Below are 23,648 nucleotides of genomic sequence, written 5' to 3' on the forward strand. Positions count from 1 at the left end.
TCGGGCTGTTCGATCTGGCCGACCCCGGCGCCGAGCCCGACCCCCGGATCCTGGGCGAGATCGACCGGATCGGCAACGGGCCGCAGATGCGGGCGACAGACGGGGACGGCATGCCCCTGTCGGCCATGAAGCAGCCGCAGGCAGACGCCGCCGCCCTCACCCGCGCCCTCGACCGGATCGCCCAAACCCACCCAAAGGCAAGGATCGCCGCAGTCGGGTACAGTGTGTTCCGCCACCGAGGCGAGACGAATATCAGCGCCGACCGTTACCGCATGTGCGTCCGTTTCATCCCCGCCGCTGGGGAAATCGTGATCCAGGGGCGGTGCGGCCGAGCGTGCGGATACCGTGTCTGCCCGGCCGTCGCCTTGACACCGATCAACGCGCATGGCGCTGCCGTCCGCCTAGGTTGACGCAGAGGGACGTCACGCCGAGGGGAGGACGGAAGATGGCCCAGCATGTGGCTTGGTTCGAAGGCCTGCGTCGTGGCGATGTCGTCCGCGTGGGCGGCAAGAATGCTTCACTCGGCGAGATGGTGGCGGCGCTGGCAGGTCAGGGCATCCGGGTGCCGGACGGTTTCGCGACCACGGCGGACGCCTATCGCGCCTTTCTGCGCCACAACGGGCTTGAAGCGCGCATCGCGGAAACGTTGGCGGCGCTTGCGGGCCACCGGATCGAACTGGCCGAGGCGGGCGACAGGATCCGCCGGATGATCCGCGACGGCGAATGGCCCGAGGAGATCGAAGGTGACATCCGCGCGGCCTATGCCGAGCTTTGCCGCCGCGAGGGGCAGGAGACGCTTGCCGTCGCGGTGCGTTCCTCGGCCACGGCCGAGGATCTGCCCGATGCCAGTTTCGCGGGCCAGCAGGAGACGTTCCTGAACATCCGCGGCGCAGATGCGCTTCTGGCGGCCTGTCGGCGCTGCTTTGCCTCGCTGTTCACCGACCGGGCCATTACCTACCGCCAGTTGAAGGGGTTCGATCATGGGCAGGTGGCGCTGTCGGTCGGCGTGCAGCGGATGGTGCGTGCCGATACGGGCGGCGCGGGCGTGATGTTCTCGCTCGACACCGAAACGGGCTATCCCGATCTGGTGCTCATCAACGCCGCCTGGGGGCTGGGCGAGAACGTGGTCCAAGGCGCGGTTACGCCCGACGAATACCAGGTCTTCAAGCCCTTTCTCGACCGCCCCGGCCTGGTGCCGATCCTGGAAAAGGCGCTGGGGTCCAAGCAGAAGAAGATGATTTACGGGACGGACGGCACCGCCACCCGCAACGTTCCGACCTCGCGGGCCGAGCGGGCGCGCTTCGTGCTGTCGGACGAGGAAATCCTTGCGCTGGCCCGCATGGCCGTCACCATCGAGCGGCATTACGGCATGCCGATGGACATGGAATGGGCGCGCGATGGCGAGACGGGCGAGTTGTTCATCGTGCAGGCCCGGCCCGAGACCGTTCAGTCCCGCGCCGAAGCGGGGGCGTTTCGCAACTTCCGCATCGGGCAGAAAGGCAGGACGCTGGTTTCCGGGCTTTCGGTGGGCGGTGCCGTCGCCTCGGGCCCCGTTTGCGTGATCGAAAGCGCCCGGGACATCGCGCGCTTCGTGGATGGCGCGATCCTGGTTACCTCGATCACCGATCCCGACTGGGTGCCGATCATGAAGCGCGCGGCCGCCATCGTGACCGATCATGGCGGACGCACCAGCCATGCCGCCATCGTCAGCCGCGAACTGGGCCTGCCCGCCATCGTCGGCACGGGCAATGCAACCCATCTGCTGCATGACGAACAGGTGGTGACGGTCTCCTGCGCCGAGGGCGAGACGGGGCATGTCTATGACGGCATCGCAGAAGTCAGCATCGAGGATATCGCGCTCACCGATCTACCCGAGACGCGGACGCGGGTGATGCTGAACATGGCCAATCCCGGCGCGGCGATCCGCTGGTGGCGGCTGCCTGCGGGGGGCGTGGGGCTCGCGCGGATGGAATTCGTGGTCAGCAACGCGATCAAGGCGCATCCGATGGCGCTGATCCATCCCGAGCGGCTGGACGAGCCCACGCGCGCCGCATTGGCGGCGCTGGGTGCGGGCTATGCGGACGGGCCGGATTTCTTTGTCCGCAAGCTGGCGATGGGGCTGGGCCGCATCGCCGCCCCGGCCTGGCCCGAACCGGTGATCGTGCGGATGAGCGATTTCAAGACCAACGAATATGCAGAGCTTCTGGGCGGCGCGGGGTTCGAGCCGCACGAGGAAAACCCGATGATCGGCTTTCGTGGGGCATCGCGTTACTACTCGGCGGCTTACGCGCCGGGCTTCGCGCTGGAATGCCGGGCGATCCGGCACCTGCGCGAGGTGATGGGCTTTGACAACGTGATCGTGATGATCCCGTTCTGCCGCACCCCCGACGAGGCCGACCGCGTGCTTGAGGTCATGGCGGCGAACGGCCTGAAACGCGGCGAAGACGGGCTTCAGGTCTATGTCATGTGCGAGGTGCCCTCGAACGTGATCCTGGCCGAGGAATTCGCCCGCCGCTTTGACGGGTTTTCCATCGGCTCGAACGACCTGACGCAACTGACGCTGGGGGTGGACCGGGATTCGGGCGATCTGGCGGCGCTGTTCGACGAACGCAACGCCGCCGTGCAATGGATGATCCGCAGCGTGATCGAGCGGGCGCATGCCTGCGGGGCCAAGGTCGGCTTTTGCGGGCAGGCGCCCAGCAATGATCCGGATTTCGCCCGGCTGCTGGTGGGCTATGGCATCGACTCGATCTCGGTCACGCCGGACAGCTTTCTGGCGGTCAAGCGCAACGTGGCCGAGGCCGAACGCATGACCTGACCCGCGCCCGCCATGGAAGGAGGAGACATGGCGTTCGAGACCATCACGAAACCCGACGATGTCCGCGCAAGTGCAGTGCTGACCGAGGAAATCCGCGCGCGCTTCGTCTGGGACGATGCGCGGGCGATGCTGGACGGCCTGCCGACTGGCAAGCTGAACATCGCGCATGAGGCGCTGGACCGGCATGTGACTGCGGGCCATGGCGACGACGCCGCGATGACCTGGATTGGCAAGGAAGGCGCGCGGCGCGCGTTCACCTATGCCAACCTCGCGGACCAGACCGCGCGCTTTGCCAATGTGCTGCGCGCCCACGGGCTCGGGCGGGGCGATCGGGTGTTCGGGTTGATGGGCCGCGAGGTGGAGTTGTATGTCGCGGCGCTGGGCACGCTGAAGGCGGGGATGGTCTTCTCGCCGCTGTTCTCGGCCTTCGGACCCGAGCCGATCCGCACGCGCATGGAGATCGGCGCGGCCAATGCACTGGTCACCACCGCGGCGATCTACCGACGAAAGATCGCGGCGTGGTGGCGGGACCTGCCGTCCCTGAAGCTGATCCTGATCGTCGGCGACGAGGCGCCCGAGGACTGCGTCGCGCTGGGCCCCGCGATGGCGGCTGCCTGCGGGGAGTTCGCCCCCGTGCCGATGGACGCCGAGGACATGGCGCTGATCCATTTCACATCGGGTACGACGGGGCGGCCCAAGGGGGCGGTGCATGTGCATGGGGCGGTGGCGACCCATGCCGCCACGGGGCGCTACGCGCTCGAGATGGAGCCGGGGCTGCGCTATTGGTGCACCGCCGATCCGGGCTGGGTGACGGGCACCTCCTACGGGATCATCGCGCCGCTGGTGAACCGGGTGCATATGCTGGTGGACGAGGCAGAATTCGACCTGGATCGCTGGTATCGGCTGCTTCAGGAAGAGCGGATCGCGGTCTGGTATACCGCCCCCACCGCGATCCGGATGATGATGCGGGCGGGCGAGGAGGCGGCGAAACCTTACGATTTCTCTGCGCTCCGCTTCCTCGCCTCGGTCGGCGAGCCGCTGAACCCCGAGGCGGTCGTCTGGGCCAACCGCGTCTTCGGGCGGCCGTTCCACGACAACTGGTGGCAGACCGAGACGGGGGGCATCGTCATCGCCAACACGCAAGGGATGGACATCCAGCCTGGGTCGATGGGCAAGCCGCTGCCGGGGCAGGTGGCAGGGATCGTTGCGCGCGAGGGCGAAGCTCTGCGCGAAATGGGCGCGGGCGAGATCGGGGAACTGGCGCTGCGGCCCGGCTGGCCGTCGATGATGCGCGGCTATCTACACGAACAGGCGCGCTACGAGAAATGCTTTGCGGGTGGCTGGTATCTGACCGGCGATCTGGCGATGCGCGACGGCGACGGCTATTACTGGTTCGTGGGCCGTGCCGATGATCTGATCAAGACATCCGGTCACCTGATCGGCCCCTTCGAGGTGGAAAGCGCACTGATCGAGCACGAGGCTGTGGCAGAGGCCGCCGTGATCGGCCTGCCGGACGAGACCGCGGGCGAGGTGGTGCGCGCCTATGTCTGCCTCAATCCCGGCTTCGAACCGTCCGATGAACTGGAAAAATCCATCCGCGGCCATGCCCGTAAGCTGCTTGGGCCGACGGTCGCCCCGCGCGAGGTGGTGTTCCGCCACTCGCTGCCCCGGACCCGTTCGGGCAAGATCATGCGAAGGCTTTTGAAGGCGCGCGAACTGGGCCTGCCCGAGGGTGACATTTCCACGCTGGAGGCCGACGAGACATGAGCCCCGACAAGCCCCACCTCACCCGTGCGCATGTTCTGGAGCTGCTGCGCCAGATGGTCCGCATCCGCCAGTTCGAGGCACGCTGTGCCGAGCTTTACACCCGCGAGAAGATTCGCGGCTTCCTGCATCTTTATGACGGGCAGGAGGCGGTTGCCGTGGGCGTCATCCCGGTGCTGGGGCCGGACGACCGGATCGTGGCGACCTATCGCGAGCATGGCCATGCGCTGGCGCGCGGGCTGCCGATGGGCGAGGTCATGGCAGAGATGTTCGGCAAGGCCAATGGCAGTTCCGGCGGGCGCGGCGGCTCGATGCATATCTTCGATGCCGTGCACAATTTCTATGGCGGGAATGCCATCGTGGGGGGCGGCTTGCCTCTGGCCGCGGGACTGGCACTGGCCGACCGGCTGCGGGGCGAGGCCAATGTCACGGCCTGCTTTTTCGGCGAGGGCGCCATGGCCGAGGGCGAGTTCCATGAGGCGATGAACCTTGCCGCGCTCTGGCGGCTGCCGGTGCTCTTCGTCTGCGAGAACAACGGGTACGCGATGGGCTCGGCGCTGGAGCGCACCGAGGCCGAGACCGATCTGACGCGTAAGGCGGAAAGCTACGGGATGCGGGCGCGCAGGATCGACGGGATGGATGTGGTTGCTGTCGAGGCTGCGGCGCGCGGCGCGGTCGCGGCGATCCGCGAAATCGGCGCGCCGGTTTTCCTCGAGGCGCGGACCTACCGGTTCCGGGCGCATTCGATGTTCGACGCCCAGCTTTACCGCGACAAGCGGGAGGTCGAGGAATGGCGCGCGAAGGGGCCGATCCTGCGGTTCCGCGGTTGGCTGCTGGAAACCGGGCTGATCCACGAGGACGACGTCACCCGGCTGGAGGCCGAGGTGGAGGCCGAGATCGACGCAGCCGTCGCCTTTGCCGAAGCAGGCGCGTGGGAGCCGGTCGAGACGCTTGCCCGCCATGTGATGGCCCAGGACCGCCCGGATCCGCCCGCGCTCGCCGCGCCCTCGGGGCGCAGCGTGACGATGACCTATCGCGAGGCGGTGAAACAGGCGATCCGCGACGCGCTGATCCGCGATGAACGGGTGTTCCTGATGGGCGAGGATGTGGGCTCCTATGGCGGCTGCTATGCGGTGACCAAGGGGCTGATGGCCGAATTCGGCGAGGAGCGCATCCGCGACACGCCTCTGTCCGAGGCGGGTTTTACCGGGGCGGGGATCGGTGCGGCGGTGGCGGGGATGCGGCCGATTGTCGAGGTGATGACAGTGAACTTCTCGCTTCTGGCGCTGGACCAGATCCTGAACACGGCGGCCACCCTGCGGCACATGTCCGGCGGGCAGTTCGGTTGCCCGGTGGTGATCCGTATGGCTACCGGCGCGGGGCGGCAGCTGGCGGCGCAGCATTCCCATTCGCTGGAAGGCTGGTTCGCCCATATCCCCGGTTTGCGCGTGCTGGCGCCGGCCACGCTGGAGGATGCGCGGGGGATGCTGTGGACGGCGCTGGAAGACCCGGACCCGGTGCTGATCTTCGAGAATGTCATGCTTTACAACCGTGAGGGCCAGATCGACGAGGCCGCCGGGCCGGTGGACATCGACCGCGCGGCGATCCGGCGGGCAGGGCGGGATGTGAGCCTGATCACCTATGGTGGCTCGCTCTGGAAGGTGCTGGAGGCCGCCGAGGCGCTGGCGGGGGACGGTATCGAGGCCGAGGTGATCGACCTTCGGTCCCTGCGCCCGCTGGACGAGGCGACGATCGCGGAAAGCGTCGGACGCACCCGCCGCGCGGTGGTGGTGGACGAGGGCTGGCGCAGCGGATCGCTGGCCGCCGAGATCATGGCGCGGATCGCCGAGCGGTGTTTCTGGTCGCTGGATGCGCCGCTTGCCCGGGTCTGCGCCGAGGAAGTGCCGATCCCCTATCCCAAACACCTGGAAGAGGCCGCGATCCCGCAGGTGGCGGGCATTGTCGCCGCGGTCCGGGGCGTGATGGGGAGATAGCGATGGGGCTGTTCACCATGCCGTCCCTTGGCGCCGATATGGAGGCGGGCACCCTGACCGAATGGCTGGTCGGCCCGGGCGACCGGGTGCGGCGAGGCGATATCGTGGCGGTGGTCGAGACCCAGAAGGGGGCGATCGAGATCGAGATCTTCGAGGAGGGCACTGTCGAACGGCTGGAGGCGGAGATCGGCCAGACGCTGCCCGTCGGCGCGCCGCTGGCGCGGATCCGGGGGGCGGGGGAGGCGACCGAACCGGAGGCGGCGCCGGGAACTGAGGTCGTCGCGCCGGAACCGGCTGCGCCCGAAACGCCTGAGCCGCAGCCGCAACGTCCGGCTGCCCGGGGCCTTGCCGCGTCGCCTGCAGCGCGGGTGCTGGCGGCAGAACGCGGGATCGCGCTGGCGACGGTGACCGGCACGGGCCCCGGCGGGGCGATCCTGCTGGCCGATGTCGAGCGGGCGCAGGCGGTCGCGCAAGAAGCCCCCGACCCGCGCGCCGGGATGCGCAAGGCGATTGCGTCTGCCATGGCAAAGTCGAAACGCGAGATCCCGCATTACTATCTGGCCCACCGGATCGACCTTCAGGCATCGACGGACTGGCTCTCCGCGCAGAACGCCGCGCGCCCGCCCGAGGACCGGCTGTTGATGGGGGCGCTGATCGCCCGCGCGGTGGCGCGGGCGGCGGCATTGGTGCCTGCGGTCAATGGTCATTACGGCGAAGAGGGGTTCCGGCCCGCGGCAGCTGTGCATCTGGGATTGGCAGTGGCGCTGCGCGGGGGCGGGCTGATCGCGCCCGCGATCCGTGATGCGCATCTGCTGAAGCTTGACGCGATGATGGCGGCGATGCGCGATCTGGTCGCGCGCGCCCGGTCCGGGCGGCTGCGCAGTTCGGAACTGACGGAGGGCACGATCACGCTGTCGAGCCTGGGTGAGACCGGGGTCGAGGTGATGGCGGGTATCATCTACCCGCCCCAGGTGGCGCTTGTGGGCTTTGGCGCGCCCCGGCCCAAGCCCATGGTGCATGAAGGCGTGGTGACGATCCGCCAGAGCGTCACCGCGACACTGGCCGCCGATCACCGCGTCAGCGACGGACGGATCGGTGCACGTTTCCTGCTGGAGATCGACCGGCACTTGCAACATCCGGAGGAGCCATGACCGAAGACGAGATCCGTGCGGCCTACCTGACCGCGCTCACCTCGGTTGCGCCCGATATCGAAGCGGAAGCGATCGGACCCGACGACCATCTGCAGGAAGATCTGGAGCTTGACTCGATGGATGTGCTGAACCTTGTGGCGGTGCTGCACAAGGCGCTCGGGGTGGATATCCCCGAGCGGGACTATCCGCAGATCGCGACTCTGTCGCTGGCGGTGGGCTATCTCGGGCGGCGGCTTGCGGGGTGAGGGGCGGCTCCCGCCCCCGGCCGGCGCGGGGCGTTCGCCCCGCTTGTCCGGGGTTGGGCGTGGCGCCCGGCGATGCCGGGCGCGCGCTCCGCGCGGGGGTATTTTTGCCAAGAAGAAGGGTGCTGTGGAGTCGGGGCCGGTCGATCACGGGGTTTTTCAAGCTTGGGGCTTCGCGGGAAGGTGGCGGCTTGGCATAAGGGCGGTGAAACCGGAAGGAGACTGCCGATGCGCCGATTTGCCGTTCTTGTCGCCCTGACCGCACTGGGGCCGGGGGCCGCACTGTCCGATCCCGACCCCTCCGACTGGCAAGCGGTTCTGGAGGAGGCGCGGGGACAGGTGGTTTACTGGCACGCCTGGGGCGGGGCGGCGGCGACCAACGATTTCATCCGCTGGGCCGGTGACGAGGTTGCGGCGCGCCATGGCGTGCGGGTCGAGCATGTGAAGCTGGCCGATACCGCGGATGCCGTCAGCCGGGTGTTGGCCGAGAAGACCGCCGGAAAGGACACCGGCGGCGCGGTTGACCTGATCTGGATCAACGGTCCGAATTTCAGGGCGATGAAGGAGGCGGGGCTGCTGTTCGGCCCCTGGGCCGAGGATTTGCCGAACTGGCGCTATGTCGATTTGGACGGCAAGCCCGCGGTCACGGCCGATTTCACGGTGCCGACCGAGGGGCTGGAAAGCCCATGGGCGATGGCGCAGGTGGTGTTCTATCACGATACCGCGCGGCTGCCCGATCCGCCCCGCAGCATGGCGGCGCTGCTGGATTGGGCGGCGGCCAATCCGGGCCGCTTCACCTATCCGCAGCTGCCCGATTTCCTGGGCACGACCTTTCTGAAACAGGCGCTTTACGGGATGATCGAGGACCCTTCCGTGTTGCAGCGCCCGGCCGATCAGGCCGATTACGCGGCCGTCACCGCGCCGCTCTGGGCGTTTCTGGACGATCTGACGCCGCATCTGTGGCGGCAGGGCCGGGCCTATCCGTCAAGCGGGCCGCGGCAATTGCAGCTTATGGCGGATGGCGAGATCGACCTTGCGATCTCGTTCAGCCCGGGCGAGGCGTCGGCGGCGATTGCCAACGGGCAATTGCCGGACACGGTGCGGACCCTGGTGCTGGAGGGCGGCACCATCGGCAATGCAAGCTTCGTGGCGATCCCCTACAACGCCAATGCCAAGGCGGGCGCGATGGTGCTGGCCGATTTCCTGCTGTCGCCCGAGGCACAGGCGCGGGCGCAGGATCCGGATGTGCTGGGCTATGGCACGGTTCTGGCCATGGACAAGCTGTCGCCCGAGGATCGCGCGCGGTTCGAGGCGCTGGAGCTGGGCATCGCCACGCTCTCGCCCGAGGAACTGGGCCCCGCGCTGCCCGAGCCGCACCCCTCCTGGATGCGCCTGATCGAGGCCGATTGGGGCAAACGCTTCGGCCTGGCCGAGTAGCCGCCCATGCGCCCGCTGCGCGGCGCGCCGCTGCTGACGCTTCTGGTCCTGCTGGGGCCGGTGACGGCGGGGCTGGTCGGCACGCTGGCCCCGGCGCTGGGGGTCTTCCCGGCATTGGGCGGGCGGGCGCTCAGCCTGGCGCCGATGGCGGCGTTGGCGGCTTGGCCGGGCCTGCCGGGGGCGGTGATGCTGTCGGTCGGGGTGGGGCTGGCGGCGACGGTGGTTTCGCTGGCCATCGTGGTGCTGTTCGTCGCGGGCTGGCAGGGGACGCGGGCGATGGCGGGGCTGGAACAGGCGCTGGCGCCGCTTCTGTCGGTCCCGCATGCGGCGGCGGCCTTTGGCCTTGCCTTCCTGATTGCGCCCTCGGGCTGGATCGCCCGCGCGCTGTCGCCCTGGGCGACGGGGTGGGAGCGGCCGCCCGATCTGTTGATCGTGCAGGACCCCCTGGGGCTGGCGATGGTCGCGGGGCTGGTGGTCAAGGAGGTGCCGTTCCTGTTGCTGATGACGCTGGCAGCACTTCCGCAGGTTCGGCCCGCGCAGCGGATGGGGGTTGCGCGCGCGCTGGGCTATGGGCCCGTGACGGGCTGGCTGAAGGCGGTGTTTCCGTGCGTCTATGCCCAGATCCGGCTGCCGGTTTATGCGGTGCTGGCCTATTCGATGTCGGTGGTCGATGTGGCGATCATCCTGGGGCCCGGCACGCCGCCGCCGCTGTCGGTGCAGGTGGTGCGCTGGATGGCGGACCCGGATCTGACGCTGCGGTTTCAGGCGGCGGCGGGGGCGGTGCTGCAACTGGCGCTGGTGATCGGCGCGCTGGGCCTGTGGCGGCTGGGCGAGGTCGTGCTCGGGCGGTTGGGCCGGGTCTGGGCGGAGGCGGGCGCGCGGCGGCAGGGCGATGGCGTGTTGCGGCTGGCCGGGCTGGGGCTGGCCATGCTGGCGACGGGCGCGGTGATCGCGGGGCTCGCGGGGCTGGGGCTGTGGTCGGTGGCGGGGCTCTGGCCCTTTCCCGAGGCATGGCCCGAGACGGTCAGTGCGCGAAGCTGGCTTCGGCATGGCCCGGGGCTTCTGGCGCCGGGTCTTGAAACGCTCTGGATCGCGGGGGCGGCGACCGCTCTGGCGCTGGCGCTGGTGCTGGCCTGTCTGGAGGCCGAGCATCGGTTCGGGCTGGTGCCCGGGGCGCGCAGCCTGTGGCTGTTGTACCTGCCGCTTCTGGTGCCGCAGGTCGCGTTCCTGCCGGGCTTGCAAGGGTTCGCGCTGATGCTGGGCGTCGATATGGGGCGGGGCGCGGTGATCCTGGGGCATCTGGTCTTTGTGCTGCCCTATGTGTTCCTGTCGCTGGCCGCGCCTTGGCGGGCCTGGGACATGCGCTATGCCAGCGTCGCGGCGGCGCTGGGGGCGGGGCGGGGGCGCGTTTTCCGGCAGGTGCGGCTGCCGATGCTTCTGGCCCCTGTGCTGACGGCGGCAGCGGTGGGCTTTGCCGTGTCGGTCGGGCAATACCTGCCGACGCTGCTGATCGGGGGCGGGCGGGTGCAGACACTGACGACCGAGGCGGTGGCTCTGGCCGCGGGCGGCGACCGGCGGGCGATCGCGGTCACAGCGCTGGCGCAGACTCTGGTGGGGATGGCGGGCTTTGCGCTGGCGCTGGCGGCCCCGCGGATTCTGTGGGCGAACCGGCGCGGGCTGAGGGCAGGCTGATGGCGGGGTTGCGGCTGGAGGGGCTGAGGATAACGCGCGCCGGGGTGCCGCTTGTGGCGCTGGAGGCAGAGATCGCGCCGGGCGAGGTTCTGAGCGTGATGGGGCCGTCGGGATCGGGCAAGTCCACGCTTCTTTCGGCGATCATGGGCACGCTGGCACCGAGCTTCGCGATGACGGGGCTGGTGTGGCTTGACGGGTGCGAGATCACGCGCCAGCCGCCCGAGGCGCGGCGAGTGGGCATCCTCTATCAGGAGGAGCTGCTGTTCCCGCATCTGAGCGTCGGCGGCAACCTGGCCTTCGGCCTGCCGCGCGCGGTGCGGGGGCGGGCGGCGCGGGCGGCGCGCGTGGCGGCGGCGCTTGCCGAGGTCGGGCTGGCGGGCTTTGCGGATCGCGATCCGGCAACGCTGTCGGGCGGGCAAAAGGCGCGGGTCGCCCTGATGCGGATGCTGCTGGCCGAGCCGCTCGCGCTGCTGCTGGACGAGCCGTTCTCGCGGCTGGATGCCGGTCTGAGGGCGCAGGTGCGCGAGATGGTCTTTGCGCGCGCCCGGGCGCGGGGGCTGCCGGTGCTTCTGGTGACCCATGACGCGGCCGATGCCGCGGCCGCGGGGGGATGCGTGGTCGAACTGGGCTGAGGGTGCGCTCCCGCCCCCGGCTGGCGCGGGGCGCAGGCGCCCCGCGCCAGCCGGGGTTGGGCGTGGCGCGGGCCTTTGGCCCGCGCGCCTCCGGCGGGGGGATTTCGGCCAAGAAGAAGGCCGTGGGCGACATGGCCCGGCAGGTTGGGAAAGTTGCCCCGGATTGGGGTCCGGTGCAGGGGATGGCGCCGGGCGCGCGCTCCGCGGTCTTGTCGGGAAAGGGGCATGTGCGCGCCCCGCGCCGGACTCAGGCGGCCAGGCGCGGGGCGGTCTTGCGGTTCTCGACCAGAACGGCGTGAAGCGCGCGGATCGCGTCCTCCATCCGGTCACGGGGCAGAACGAACTGGGCGTCCACGTCGCGGGTGGTCTGTTGCACGGCGACGGGATCGATGCCGACGGCTTCGAGCGCAGCGAGGCCGCGCGAGAGCACCCGAAGCCCCGATAGGTCGCGCCCGATGGCGGCCACCACGGCGAGGTTGCGCGCCTTGAGAGAGGCGGTCGGGTAGCGCGCCGCGAGGTCGCGTTCGACCCGGCGCACGGATTTCAGCCCCGCATCGAGGTAGTGCGTGATGGTGTTGGCGTTCGATGTCTTGGACACGATCCGCACCTTGTGGCGGGTCAGCACCTCCAGGATGGCGGAATCGTAGCCCTTCACCCCCACCATGTCCTGTTCGAACAGTTCCAGCGCGTAGACGCCAAGGCCGGTGACCATCTCGACCCGCGGAGCGCCCGCCTCGGCCTCGTCGATCAGGGTTCCGGGGTCGCGCGGCTCGAACGCATTGGTCACGCGCAGCGGGATGCCCGCCTGGCGCAGCATCTTGGCGGCCTTGGGGTGCACCGCCTCCATCCCCATGTTCGAGAGCTGGTCGGCCACGTCGTAATTGGTGTGGCCCAGCTTCACGACATTTTCCGCGCCGACGATCTTCGGGTCGGCCGAGGACAGGTGGAACTCCTTGTGGATGATCGCCTCGGCAGCGCCGGTCAGCACGGCGAGTTTCGAGAAGGTCACCTCGGAATAGCCGCGGTCGAATTCGGCCATCAGCCCCTCTGTGCACTGGGCATAGCCCGTGACGATGGGCATTTCGCGCGACAGGTCCACGTCGCGCAGCCCCTCGACGATGCGCTCTTCCAGGCTGCACTCGCGTTCGTCGCGCCAGCCCGAGAGGTCGACGAAGCGGGCATCGACGCCCTTTCGCCGCAACAGCGTGGCGGTGACGAAGGCGGACTGCGCCTCGCCGAGTCCCGAGAGCAACTCGCGGATCACCGCCATGTGTTGGCTGAGGCGGAAATGGCCGTAGGAACAGAGCCGTTGCAGGTCGATCAGGCAGGAGCGCGCGCCCTCGATGCGGTCACGCACGAAATCGTCGGCGGCGGCGAGGTCGCCGGGGTGATCCAGAACCTGCGCATGGGCGGCACGCATGGCGTCGGCGACGCGGTTCAGCGCGTCCGACCAGCCGTGGTCGTTGTCGGCGTTGGAGAACAGCGCGTAGACGCCCGGTTCGCCCGATTTCTTGTGTTCGAGCAACAGGTTGGTGATCCCGGCGAAGGCCGAGACCACGAAGACGCGGTTATAGAGCGCCTCGCCCGCGCGGTCGCCGACGAAGAGCGTGTCGCACAATTCGTGGACGCGGCTCATCGAGGTGCCGCCGATCTTCTCGACGGTATGGGGATGCTTGGTCACTGTCCTGTCGCCGCCCGGGTTGACCCCGGGGGCGCCCTTGTCTGGAAATGTCAGTCGGCGAGGGCCGCGGCCGGCGCGTAGGAGCCGTCTGCGCGGTGCACCTCGGCGCCCGTGACGGGCGGGTTGAAGCAGCAGGCCATCACCAGATCCTCGTCGGCGCGGATCGTGTGGCGGTCGTGCTGATCGAGGGCATACATCACGCCGGGGCGGATCTCGAAGGTCTCGCCCGAGGCGAGGTCGGTGATCGCGCCGCGCCCCGAGATGCAGTAGACGCTCTCGAAATGGTGCTTGTAGTGGAAGGTATGTTCCGACCCCGCGGCCAGCGTGGTGATGTGGAAGGAAAACCCCATCCCGTCATCGGCCAGCAGCATGCGCACCGAGGTCCATTGCGCGTCCGAGACCGCGCGGTTCGTGTTCTTGAGCTTGTGAAAGTCGCGCACGATCATGGGCCTACTCCGCCGCCACCGGGAAAGGGACGAGCGTCTCCACCGCGGCCTCCAGGATGTCGAGACCTTGGCGGAACTGCTCCATAGGGATGGTGAGGGGGGCGAGCACCTTGACCACCTCGTCATGGGCGCCCGAGGTCTCGATCACGAGGCCATGGCGGAAGGCTTCGGCGCAGATCCGGCCGGCAAGTTCGCCCGAGCCGACATCGACGCCGCGCATCATGCCGCGTCCCTTGAGACGGGCCCCCTCGATCCGGGCGGCGATCGTGTTCAGCCGTTCTTCCAGAACCTGGGATTTCAGCGCAATCTGGTTGCGCAACGTGTCGTCGGCCCAGAACTTCTCCAGCGCGACGCGGGCGGTCACGAAGGCGTGGGTGTTGCCGCGGAAGGTGCCGTTATGCTCGGCCGGCTTCCAGATGTCGTGTTCGGGCCGGACCAGCACGCAGGCAAAGGGCAGGCCGAAACCCGACAGCGACTTCGCCAGCGTCACCATGTCGGGTTCGATGCCCATGTGGTCGAAGCTGAAGAAACTGCCGGTGCGGCCCATCCCGGCCTGGATGTCGTCGACGATCAGCAGCGCGCCGTGTTCGCGGGCGATCCGCGCGATGCCCTGCACCCATTCGCAGGAGGCGGCGTTCAGCCCGCCTTCGCCCTGCACCAGTTCCACGACGAAGGCCGCGGGGGGCTCGATCCCGGAGGAGGGGTTCGTGAGCAGCGTCTCGATCAGCTCCAGCGTGTCCACGTCCTCGCCCAGGCTGTTCTCGTAGGGCAGGTGGGTGACGTCGGGCAGGGCGGTGCCCGCGCCCGCGCGCTTGCCCGCGTTGCCGGTCAGCGCGAGCGATCCCAGCGTCATGCCGTGGAAACCGTTGGCAAAGGCGATCACATTGCGCCGTCCCGTCACCTTGCGCGCCAGCTTCAGCGCGGCCTCGACCGCGTTGGTGCCGGTGGGGCCGGTCATCATCACGCGATGCTCCATCCCGCGCGGATGCAGGATATGGTGCTCAAAGGCGGCCAGGAAGGCGGCCTTTTCCTCGGTATGCATGTCGAGTGCGTGTGCGATCCCGTCGCGCTGGATATGCTCGACCAGCGCGGCCTTCATGTCCGGGTCGTTATGGCCATAGTTCAGCGAGGAACAGCCTGCGAGAAAGTCGATATAGGAATTGCCGTCGGCATCGATCAGGGTTGCGCCCTCGGCGCGGGCGAAGCTGACCGGAAAGCTGCGGCAGTAGGAGCGCACGGCGGATTCGCGGCGCGCGTAGATGTCGGTTTCGGCTGTCGGAACAGTCGACATGGGGCATCCCCTTGTTTTCGAATTGGAAACGGGTGAGAGTCGGATCAGGCGGCCAGCGGCAGCGCTTCGGCCAGCCGGATCGTGACCATGTGCTCGGTCGCGTTGCGGCCGCCGAAATGGTCCTCGCGCGTGAAATGCGGCTTGTCCGTCAGGCGCGCGCCCAAGCGGCGGGCCATGCCACGGAACAGTCCCCAGGAGGCGTGATTGTCCGGTGTGATCGTGGTCTGAAGCCGCATCACGCCTGCGCAGGCGTCGCGTTCTAGAAGTTCGAACAGCATCTTGCGGCCGAGTCCGCGTCCGCGCGCGCGGCCGGACACGGCCACCTGCCAGACGAACAGCGTCTCGGGGTCGGAGGGCAGCAGATAGGCCGAGATCCAGCCCACGACCTGCCCCTCGATCTCGGCAAGGATGCATGTGTCGCCGAAGTGATCGCATTGGATCAGGTTGCAGTAGAGCGAGTTTTCGTCGAGCGGCTTGCATGCCCGGATCAGCGCCCAAACCGCCTCGCCATCCGCCCCGGTGGGGCGGCGGAAGGTGATGGGCGCGGTGCAAGAGAGCGGTTTCGCTTCGATGGTCTCGACCATGATGTTCTGTCCTCCGTCCTGTTGCAGACCCATATATAGTTAGTCATAAGAAATTTCAACAGGCTAAGTTTATTGGCGGATTGCCGGAGTTTTAACGCTAGAACTAACATTATAGTGGCTGATTTATGGGTTCGTCGACAGAAGTTCATGGGGTCGCAAGCGTCATAAATGCTTCGTAAAGCGAAAAAATGACGCTTGCGAGTCGCCCGGATCGGTGGGAACGGTCGCTTCGTCAGCCAAGGGAGGTGTCTTGAAACGGTCCGATGTCAGCCTGATCGCCCTGCGCCGCATCCTGCGCGCGACAGAGCTTTACGGGCGCGACCTGGCGCGCGCCGCTGGGCTGACCCCGGTGCAGATCCGCGTGTTGCAGATCGTTGCCGAAACGGGTCAGAGTACACCCAAGGCAATCTCGGCGCGGATGGGGGTGTCGCAGCCCACGATGACCACATTGATCGACCGGCTGGTGGCCAAGGGCCTGGTCGAGCGCCGCCGCTCGGAGGCCGACCGCCGACAGATGAACATCTTCGTGACCGAGGCCGGGCGCGAGGCCATCGCGCGCGCGCCCGACCCGCTGCACGACCGCTATGTCGCCGCATTCGAGGCGTTGCCCGACTGGGAGCAGGCAATGTTGGTCGCTGCGCTGGAAAGGGTGGCGGGGCTGCTGGATGCGGGGCATCTGGACGTGGCGCCGGTGCTGGATCTCGGAGATATCCGCAAGGCGCCGCCCGCGAATTGAGCGAATGGGGTCGCGGCTGCTTGCGCTTCGGGCGATCCGGGGTACATCGACCGACAACGCTCCAATTTTGCGCTATCCCTTGCAGGCCCCCGGAGCCGGAACTAAGACTTCGGGGAGACAGGGGCAATTCGGCCCGTACAGCATCCCTCAGGCAGGCGCACATGACCGACATGATCGACCATTACATGAACACCCTCGTGCCCATGGTGGTCGAGCAGACCTCGCGCGGCGAACGGGCCTATGACATCTTCTCGCGCCTTCTGAAGGAGCGGATCATCTTCATCACGGGGCCGATCCATGACGGAATGTCCTCGTTGATCGTGGCGCAACTGCTGCATCTCGAGGCCGAGAATCCGACCAAGGACATCTCGATGTACATCAACAGCCCCGGTGGCGTGGTGACTTCGGGTCTGTCGATCTACGACACGATGCAGTACATCAAGCCCAAGGTCTCGACGCTGGTGGTGGGGCAGGCGGCGTCCATGGGCTCGCTTCTGCTGGCCGCCGGTGCGCCGGGCATGCGCTTCTCGCTGCCCAATTCGCGGATCATGGTTCACCAGCCCTCGGGCGGCTATCAGGGCCAGGCGACGGATATCATGATCCATGCCCAGGAGACGCAGAAGCTGAAGGACCGGCTGAACCAGATCTATGTGAAACACACCGGCCAGGAGTTCCAGGCGGTAGTGGACGCGCTAGAACGGGACAACTTCATGGACCCGGAGGCGGCCAAGTCCTGGGGGCTGATCGACCAGATCGTTGAAAGCCGCGAAGCCGTGGAGGGGACCAAGGCCTGACGCAGAACCCGGAACCATCCATCGGGATTTTGGCGTTGTGCCTCGGCAATGACTGCCCTACGCTGCTTGGTGGCGTGGGGCGCAATGGCTGCCTTCCGGGCTAAAGGGTCCGGACGGGCCGCACAGAACGACCGCAGAGGACCGATATGGCGACGACTTCAGGCAGCGACTCCAAGAACACGCTCTACTGCTCGTTCTGCGGCAAGAGCCAGCACGAGGTGCGCAAGCTTATCGCCGGACCGACCGTGTTCATCTGCGACGAATGCGTCGAATTGTGCATGGACATCATCCGCGAGGAGACCAAGGCCACCGGCCTGAAATCCGCCGACGGGGTGCCGACGCCCAAGGATATCTGTTCGGTGCTGGACGATTATGTGATCGGCCAGATGCATGCCAAGCGCGTGTTGTCGGTGGCGGTGCACAACCATTACAAGCGGTTGAACCACGGCGCCAAGGCCGGTGATATCGAGCTGTCCAAATCGAACATCCTGCTGATCGGTCCCACCGGCTGTGGTAAGACGCTGCTGGCGCAGACGCTGGCGCGCATCCTTGATGTGCCCTTCACCATGGCCGATGCGACCACGCTGACCGAGGCGGGCTATGTCGGCGAGGATGTCGAGAACATCATCCTGAAACTGCTTCAGGCGTCCGAATACAACGTCGAACGCGCCCAGCGCGGCATCGTCTATATCGACGAGGTCGACAAGATCACCCGCAAGTCCGACAACCCCTCGATCACGCGGGACGTGAGCGGCGAAGGCGTGCAGCAGGCGCTTCTGAAGATCATGGAAGGCACGGTCGCGTCGGTGCCGCCCCAGGGCGGGCGCAAGCATCCGCAGCAGGAGTTCCTGCAGGTCGACACCACGAACATCCTGTTCATCTGCGGCGGCGCCTTTGCAGGGCTGGAAAAGATCATCGCCCAGCGCGGCAAGGGTTCGGCCATCGGTTTCGGCGCCGATGTGAAGGAGAACGACACCCGCGGCGTGGGCGAGATGTTCAAGGAACTCGAACCCGAGGATCTGCTGAAATTCGGCCTGATTCCCGAATTCGTCGGTCGCCTTCCGGTGATCGCGACGCTTCAGGACCTGGACGAGCCCGCGCTGGTGCAAATTCTGACCGAGCCCAAGAATGCGCTGGTCAAGCAGTATCAGCGACTGTTCGAGCTTGAGGGCGTCAAGCTGACCTTTACCACCGATGCGCTGTCGGCCATCGCCAAGCGGGCGATTGCCCGCAAGACAGGCGCGCGCGGCCTGCGCTCGATCATGGAGGATATCCTGCTGGATACCATGTTCGATCTGCCCGGCATGGACAGCGTCGAGGAGGTGGTGGTCAACGAGGAGGCGGTGACCTCGGAGGCGGCGCCGCTGATGATCCATACCGATCACAAGAAGGAAGGCGCCACCGCCGGCTGAGCGGGGCGCCCGCGCCCGGGGCCGCTACTCGGCGCCCGAGCGATAAAGCGGCACGGTCGAGATCGACATCTTGGCCGAGCCTTGTGTCAGTTCGCGGGCATGGACCAGATAGATCAGCGTCTGATTCGCCTCGTCGAACACGCGCCGCACGCGCAGCGATTTCAGCACCAGTGACCGGCTTTCGCGAAACACTTCCTCGCCGCCTCGGCTGCGGTCGATAGTGCCGATCTCGATCGGGCCGGTCTGGCGGCAGGCGATCGAGGCGTTCGATGGATCCTCGAACCAGTTGCCCTGGCTCAGCCGGTCGATCAGCGAACGGCTGAAATAGGCGATGTGGCAGGTCACCCCCTTCACCTTGGGATCGGCCACCGCTTCTAGGATGATGTCGTTTCCGGTCCAGTCCACGCCGACGCGCCCGATCTCCTGTGCGGGCAGGGCGAGCGGCAGGCTGGTGAGAAATGCGGCGAACAGGGTGGGGCGGATCATGGCGACTCCTTTCGGATCCGGGACGGGTCCAGGCTGGGCTGTCCGGCCCTGTCCCGCCACCCCGCAGAACGGCGCAGCGGCGGTGGGTGGACTCTGTCCCGGGGTCTCACGGGTTGGCGTTTTACGAAACTGTGTTAACATTTCGTCACCAGGGTTGGTGCCGCGATCTGCGGCGAAGGTAGTAACAGGGGAAGTAAGATGATGTTCAGAAGCCTTTCACTGGCTTCGGCTCTTGCCGTTGCCGGAACAATGGCGTTTGGCGCCACCACGACATACACCGCCGAGGCCATCCTGCCCGGGGGGCTTGGCACGCTGCAGGCCGAGCGGGCGGACTGGGCTGCGGATTTCGGCGGCACGCTGTCCACCGAAGGGTTCGAGGGGCTGGTCGCGGATCCGGGTCTGGTCACCGATTTCGGGGGATTCACGCTCACCTATGCCGGAGTCGGCGGTCTGACGCTTTACGGCTCGAATCCGCTGACGCGGACCGAGGGGGCGCAGGGGCTGGGCTTCAGCGGAAGCGGGTCGATCACGCTGAGTTTCACCAGCGCGATCAACGCGTTCGGCATCGACTGGTCGTCCTTCGACAATGCCGCCACAAATGTCAGCTATGGCGACAGCGCCGGGAATGTGATCGCTGATCTGTTCCAGCCCGTCACCCGGTCGGGCGCGGGCTTTTTCGGCATCATCGACACCGGCGGCTTCTCCTGGATCACCTTCGACGTGACCTCGCAGGAGATCATGGAATTCGACTTCATCCAGTATGGGGTCGCGTCCGATCCGTCGCTGATCCCGTTGCCCGCGGGGCTGCCGCTTCTTGTCGCGGGGCTGGGTACGCTGGCGGTGCTTCGGCGGCGCCAGGGCTGACGACGCAAGCGTATGTAACGTAAAAGTTTTGTTTGCCAGAGATCGGGATTGGGCGCTCCTGTCGGAGCGCCCAGTTTCTTTTTGACCGCCGCGGTCCGGAAGCGTATTATATGAACAAGCGTTCAATAAGTGCCGGGAGGAGGCGCGCCGGATGTTCACCGCCACGATGGAATTCGACCTCGACGAGGACACCGCCGCGCTGCGCGACATGGTGCATCGCTGGGCGCAAGAGCGCGTCAAGCCGATGGCGGCCGAAATCGACCGCACCAACATCTTCCCGCACGCGCTCTGGCGCGAGATGGGCGAGCTGGGGCTGCTGGGCATCACCGTGCCCGAGGAATATGGCGGCGCGGGCATGTCCTATCTGGCCCATGTGATCGCGGTCGAGGAAATCGCGCGCGCCTCGGCCTCGGTGTCGCTGTCCTACGGGGCACATTCGAACCTGTGCGTGAACCAGATCAAGCTGAACGGCACCGACGCGCAGAAACGCAAATACCTGCCCGGCCTGCTCTCGGGCGAGCATGTCGGCGCGCTGGCCATGTCCGAGGCCGGGGCGGGCTCCGACGTGGTGTCGATGAAGCTGCGCGCCGAAAGGAAGAACGGCTATTATACGCTGAACGGCACGAAATACTGGATCACCAACGGCCCCGATGCCGATACGCTGGTGGTCTATGCCAAGACCGATCCGGAGGCCGGGCCCAGGGGCATCACGGCCTTCATCATCGAGAAAACGATGAAGGGGTTTTCCACGTCTCCGCATTTCGACAAGCTCGGGATGCGTGGCTCGAACACGGCCGAACTGATCTTCGACGATGTGGAAGTCCCCTTCGAGAACGTCCTTGGCGAGGAGGGCAAGGGCGTTCGGGTGCTGATGTCGGGCCTGGACTACGAACGCGTGGTCCTGGCCGGCATCGGCACCGGAATCATGGCCGCCTGTCTGGACGAGATCATGCCCTACATGCGCGACCGCAAGCAGTTCGGGCAGTCGATCGGGAATTTCCAGCTGATGCAGGGCAAGATCGCCGACATGTATACGGCGATGAACAGCGCGCGGGCCTATGTCTATGCCGTTGCACGCTCTTGTGATCGCGGCCGGGTGACGCGCCAGGATGCCGCCGCCTGCGTGCTTTACGCCTCCGAAGAGGCGATGAAACAGGCCCATCAGGCGGTGCAAGCCATGGGCGGGGCTGGATTTCTTGCCGACAGCGCCGTGGCGCGGCTGTTCCGCGATGCCAAGCTCATGGAGATCGGCGCCGGCACATCCGAGATCCGGCGCATGCTGGTGGGGCGTGAACTGATGAAGGCGATGGAGTAAAGCTGAGTCACAAACTCAACTTTGAGAGGTGATCCCATGCGACTCCCCCTTCTTCTGGCCGCGACGCTGGCGCTTGCCGGTCCTGCCGCGGCGCAGGTGATCGAGTTCAAGCCCGACGCGACGCTGGCCTGCATGGAAAAGGAAAAGCGCCCCGGCGCCGCGTTCCTCTGCGTGGGCGAGGCGGCCCGCGCCTGCATCCAGAAGGTCAAGGGCGCCTCGGTCAGCGACAGCGCGGTGTGCCTGCAATCCGAGGCCGAATACTGGAAGGGCCGGATGGATGTCGCCTTCAAGGCGATGCTGGCCGAAGCCGAAAAGGCCGATGCCGCCTTCGCCAAGACGCCCGAGGCCCAGCAGCAGAAGGCGAAGATGACCGACGACATGGCCAAGGAACAGGCAGAGTGGGACCGCTGGAGCGAGACCCGCTGCTGGATCGAGGCCGGATTGCGCCGCGGCACGCCCTATCGCGTGACCGCCGCGGCCAGTTGCACGATGAAACAGATGGCCGAACGCGCGTTGTTCTACGAAAACGCGCTACGCTACATGCAGACAAAGTAGACCCAGGGCCCGCGCCGTCCGGGGGAGGGACAGCGCGGGTCGGTCCAAGGGAGGAACGATGCCCATGATCCGCAAGACGGCCCGCCTTGGGGAGGTTCGGTCATGCGCCTGACCTCTGCCGCGATCCCCGGTTCGGACGCCTTCCGCGCCAACCGCGCCGCCCATCTGGACGCGTTGCGCCTGGTCGAGGAGGCCGCCGCGCTGGCCGCGCTGGGCGGCGGCGCCAAGGCGCGCGAGCGCCATCTTGCGCGCGGCAAGATGCTCCCGCGCGAACGGGTGGCGAACCTTCTCGATCCCGGCGCGCCGTTCCTGGAAATCGGCGCGACGGCCGCACATGGCATCCATGGCGGCGAGGCGCCCGCGGCGGGCGTGATTGCGGGCATCGGGCGGGTGCATGGCCAGGAGGTCATGGTGGTCTGCAACGATGCCACCGTGAAGGGCGGCACCTATTTCCCGTTGACGGTCAAGAAACACCTCCGCGCCCAGGAAATCGCCGAGGAATGCCATCTGCCCTGCGTCTATCTGGTCGATTCGGGCGGCGCCAACCTGCCCAACCAGGACGAGGTCTTCCCCGATCGCGATCATTTCGGCCGCATCTTCTACAACCAGGCGCGGATGTCGGCCAAGGGCATCCCCCAGATCGCCGCGGTGATGGGCTCCTGCACCGCGGGCGGCGCCTATGTGCCCGCCATGTCGGATGTCACCATCATCGTGCGCGAGCAGGGCACGATCTTCCTGGCCGGGCCCCCGCTGGTGCGCGCCGCCACCGGCGAGGTGGTCACGGCCGAGGATCTGGGCGGCGGCGACGTGCATACGCGGCTGTCGGGTGTGGCGGATTACCTGGCCGAGGACGATGCCCATGCGCTGGCGCTCGCCCGCCGGGCAATCGCGCATCTCAACCGCGAGAAACCCGCAACCGTGCGGCTGGAAACGCCCGAAGACCCGGCCTATGACCCCGAGGAATTGCTGGGTGTCGTGCCCGCCGACCTGCGCACGCCCTATGACATCCGCGAGGTGATCGCGCGCATCGTCGACGGCTCGCGCTTCGACGAGTTCAAGCCGCGCTTCGGCGAGACGCTGGTCACGGGCTTTGCCCATGTCATGGGCATTCCCGTGGGCATCATCGCCAATAACGGCGTGATCTTCTCGGAATCTGCCCAGAAGGGCGCGCATTTCGTGGAACTCTGCTCCCAGCGCGGCACGCCGCTGATCTTCCTTCAGAACGTCACCGGCTTCATGGTCGGCCGCAAATACGAAAACGAGGGCATCGCGCGCCACGGCGCCAAGATGGTCACGGCCGTCGCCTCGACCAATGTGCCCAAGATCACCATGATCGTGGGCGGGTCCTTCGGCGCGGGCAATTACGGCATGGCCGGCCGCGCCTATCAGCCCCGCTTCCTCTGGACCTGGCCCAATTCCCGCATCTCGGTGATGGGCGGCGAACAGGCGGCGGGCGTGCTGGCGACGGTCAGGCGCGACGCCATCGAACGATCGGGCGCCACCTGGTCGCCCGAGGAGGAGGCCGAGTTCAAGCGCCCCACCATCGAGATGTTCGAGCGCCAGAGCCACCCGCTCTATGCCTCGGCCCGGCTCTGGGATGACGGCATCGTGGACCCGCGCAAGTCGCGCGCGGTGCTCGCCCTCTCGCTCTCGGCCGCGCTGAATGCGCCCATCCCCGAAACCCGCTTCGGCGTGTTCCGGATGTAGCCCCGCCCCCTCCTTCTTCTTGGGCCAAATACCCCGGGGGGTGCGGG

The 23,648-nt window shown here is 67.3% G+C and carries 21 protein-coding genes; 16 read left to right on the plus strand and 5 right to left on the minus strand.

Annotated elements, in window-relative coordinates; translation table 11 throughout:
* The 9 genes from EV216_RS18325 to EV216_RS14455 form a co-directional block, all read left to right on the plus strand.
* Positions 1–410, plus strand: a 410-nt coding sequence (locus EV216_RS18325) for a hypothetical protein (protein WP_165899264.1), incomplete at its 5' end; no start/stop codon positions are given.
* Between the two features lie 35 nt (positions 411–445).
* Positions 446–2,818, plus strand: coding sequence for a phosphoenolpyruvate synthase (gene ppsA, locus EV216_RS14420; RefSeq protein ID WP_132696235.1), 2,373 nt, complete (start codon positions 446–448; stop codon positions 2,816–2,818).
* 27 nt (positions 2,819–2,845) lie between these two features.
* Complete coding sequence (gene acsA, locus EV216_RS14425; protein ID WP_132696236.1) at positions 2,846–4,585, plus strand: acetate--CoA ligase; 1,740 nt, start codon at positions 2,846–2,848, stop codon at positions 4,583–4,585.
* A complete protein-coding gene (pdhA, locus tag EV216_RS14430) occupies positions 4,582–6,576 on the plus strand; it encodes a pyruvate dehydrogenase (acetyl-transferring) E1 component subunit alpha (protein WP_132696237.1) in 1,995 nt (664 codons plus the stop codon). The genes acsA and pdhA overlap by 4 nt, the downstream gene beginning before the upstream one ends.
* A 2-nt stretch (positions 6,577–6,578) precedes the next feature.
* Positions 6,579–7,727, plus strand: a complete 1,149-nt coding sequence (locus EV216_RS14435) for a dihydrolipoamide acetyltransferase family protein (protein ID WP_132696238.1) — start codon at positions 6,579–6,581, stop codon at positions 7,725–7,727.
* The gene (locus EV216_RS14440; protein ID WP_132696239.1) at positions 7,724–7,972 is read left to right on the plus strand and encodes an acyl carrier protein; all 249 of its coding nucleotides are present in this window, start codon (positions 7,724–7,726) and stop codon (positions 7,970–7,972) included. The genes EV216_RS14435 and EV216_RS14440 overlap by 4 nt, the downstream gene beginning before the upstream one ends.
* Positions 7,973–8,197: 225 nt before the next feature.
* The gene (locus EV216_RS14445) at positions 8,198–9,406 is read left to right on the plus strand and encodes an ABC transporter substrate-binding protein (protein ID WP_132696240.1); all 1,209 of its coding nucleotides are present in this window, start codon (positions 8,198–8,200) and stop codon (positions 9,404–9,406) included.
* Between the two features lie 6 nt (positions 9,407–9,412).
* Positions 9,413–11,098 (plus strand): ABC transporter permease, encoded by a 1,686-nt coding sequence (locus EV216_RS14450; RefSeq protein ID WP_132696241.1) that lies wholly within the window; start codon positions 9,413–9,415, stop codon positions 11,096–11,098.
* Positions 11,098–11,730 (plus strand): ATP-binding cassette domain-containing protein, encoded by a 633-nt coding sequence (locus EV216_RS14455; RefSeq protein ID WP_132696282.1) that lies wholly within the window; start codon positions 11,098–11,100, stop codon positions 11,728–11,730. Before EV216_RS14450 ends, EV216_RS14455 begins: the two co-directional genes overlap by 1 nt.
* 247 nt (positions 11,731–11,977) lie before the next feature.
* Here EV216_RS14455 and EV216_RS14460 read toward each other — a convergent pair whose 3' ends face one another.
* Genes EV216_RS14460 through ectA form a run of 4 tightly spaced genes read right to left on the minus strand, consistent with a single transcriptional unit; the run spans position 11,978 to position 15,732 of the window.
* Entirely contained in the window at positions 11,978–13,411 is a 1,434-nt protein-coding gene (locus tag EV216_RS14460) for an aspartate kinase (protein WP_132696242.1), read from the minus strand.
* Between the two features lie 50 nt (positions 13,412–13,461).
* Positions 13,462–13,857, minus strand: a complete 396-nt coding sequence (locus tag EV216_RS14465; protein ID WP_132696243.1) for an ectoine synthase — start codon at positions 13,855–13,857, stop codon at positions 13,462–13,464.
* A 4-nt stretch (positions 13,858–13,861) separates the two neighbouring features.
* A complete protein-coding gene (gene ectB, locus EV216_RS14470) occupies positions 13,862–15,148 on the minus strand; it encodes a diaminobutyrate--2-oxoglutarate transaminase (protein ID WP_132696244.1) in 1,287 nt (428 codons plus the stop codon).
* A gap of 44 nt (positions 15,149–15,192) precedes the next feature.
* Positions 15,193–15,732, minus strand: coding sequence for a diaminobutyrate acetyltransferase (gene ectA / locus EV216_RS14475; protein ID WP_132696245.1), 540 nt, complete (start codon positions 15,730–15,732; stop codon positions 15,193–15,195).
* 250 nt (positions 15,733–15,982) lie between these two features.
* Between ectA and EV216_RS14480 the strand changes: the two genes are divergently transcribed.
* The 3 genes from EV216_RS14480 to clpX all read left to right on the plus strand — a co-directional run bounded on the left by EV216_RS14480 (position 15,983) and on the right by clpX (position 18,674).
* Positions 15,983–16,468, plus strand: a complete 486-nt coding sequence (locus EV216_RS14480) for a MarR family winged helix-turn-helix transcriptional regulator (protein WP_132696246.1) — start codon at positions 15,983–15,985, stop codon at positions 16,466–16,468.
* Between the two features lie 161 nt (positions 16,469–16,629).
* Positions 16,630–17,262: an ATP-dependent Clp protease proteolytic subunit gene (locus tag EV216_RS14485; RefSeq protein WP_132696247.1), complete on the plus strand. Its 633-nt coding sequence runs from the start codon at positions 16,630–16,632 to the stop codon at positions 17,260–17,262.
* A gap of 146 nt (positions 17,263–17,408) precedes the next feature.
* Entirely contained in the window at positions 17,409–18,674 is a 1,266-nt protein-coding gene (gene clpX / locus EV216_RS14490) for an ATP-dependent Clp protease ATP-binding subunit ClpX (protein WP_132696248.1), read from the plus strand.
* Positions 18,675–18,698: 24 nt separating this feature from the next.
* Here clpX and EV216_RS14495 read toward each other — a convergent pair whose 3' ends face one another.
* A complete protein-coding gene (locus EV216_RS14495) occupies positions 18,699–19,160 on the minus strand; it encodes a CreA family protein (RefSeq protein ID WP_132696249.1) in 462 nt (153 codons plus the stop codon).
* 249 nt (positions 19,161–19,409) lie between these two features.
* Between EV216_RS14495 and EV216_RS14500 the strand changes: the two genes are divergently transcribed.
* The 4 genes from EV216_RS14500 to EV216_RS14515 all read left to right on the plus strand — a co-directional run bounded on the left by EV216_RS14500 (position 19,410) and on the right by EV216_RS14515 (position 23,601).
* The gene (locus EV216_RS14500; RefSeq protein WP_165899265.1) at positions 19,410–20,024 is read left to right on the plus strand and encodes a VPLPA-CTERM sorting domain-containing protein; all 615 of its coding nucleotides are present in this window, start codon (positions 19,410–19,412) and stop codon (positions 20,022–20,024) included.
* 151 nt (positions 20,025–20,175) lie between these two features.
* Entirely contained in the window at positions 20,176–21,339 is a 1,164-nt protein-coding gene (locus EV216_RS14505) for an isovaleryl-CoA dehydrogenase (protein WP_132696251.1), read from the plus strand.
* Between the two features lie 36 nt (positions 21,340–21,375).
* Positions 21,376–21,894 carry a lysozyme inhibitor LprI family protein gene (locus tag EV216_RS14510; protein WP_132696252.1) on the plus strand — a complete coding sequence of 173 codons (519 nt, stop codon included), beginning with the start codon at positions 21,376–21,378 and terminating at the stop codon, positions 21,892–21,894.
* A 102-nt stretch (positions 21,895–21,996) separates the two neighbouring features.
* Positions 21,997–23,601, plus strand: coding sequence for a carboxyl transferase domain-containing protein (locus EV216_RS14515; RefSeq protein ID WP_132696253.1), 1,605 nt, complete (start codon positions 21,997–21,999; stop codon positions 23,599–23,601).
* Positions 23,602–23,648: the final 47 nt, after the last annotated feature.

Source organism: Rhodovulum steppense (assembly GCF_004339675.1).
Classification (GTDB): Bacteria; Pseudomonadota; Alphaproteobacteria; order Rhodobacterales; family Rhodobacteraceae; genus Rhodovulum; species Rhodovulum steppense.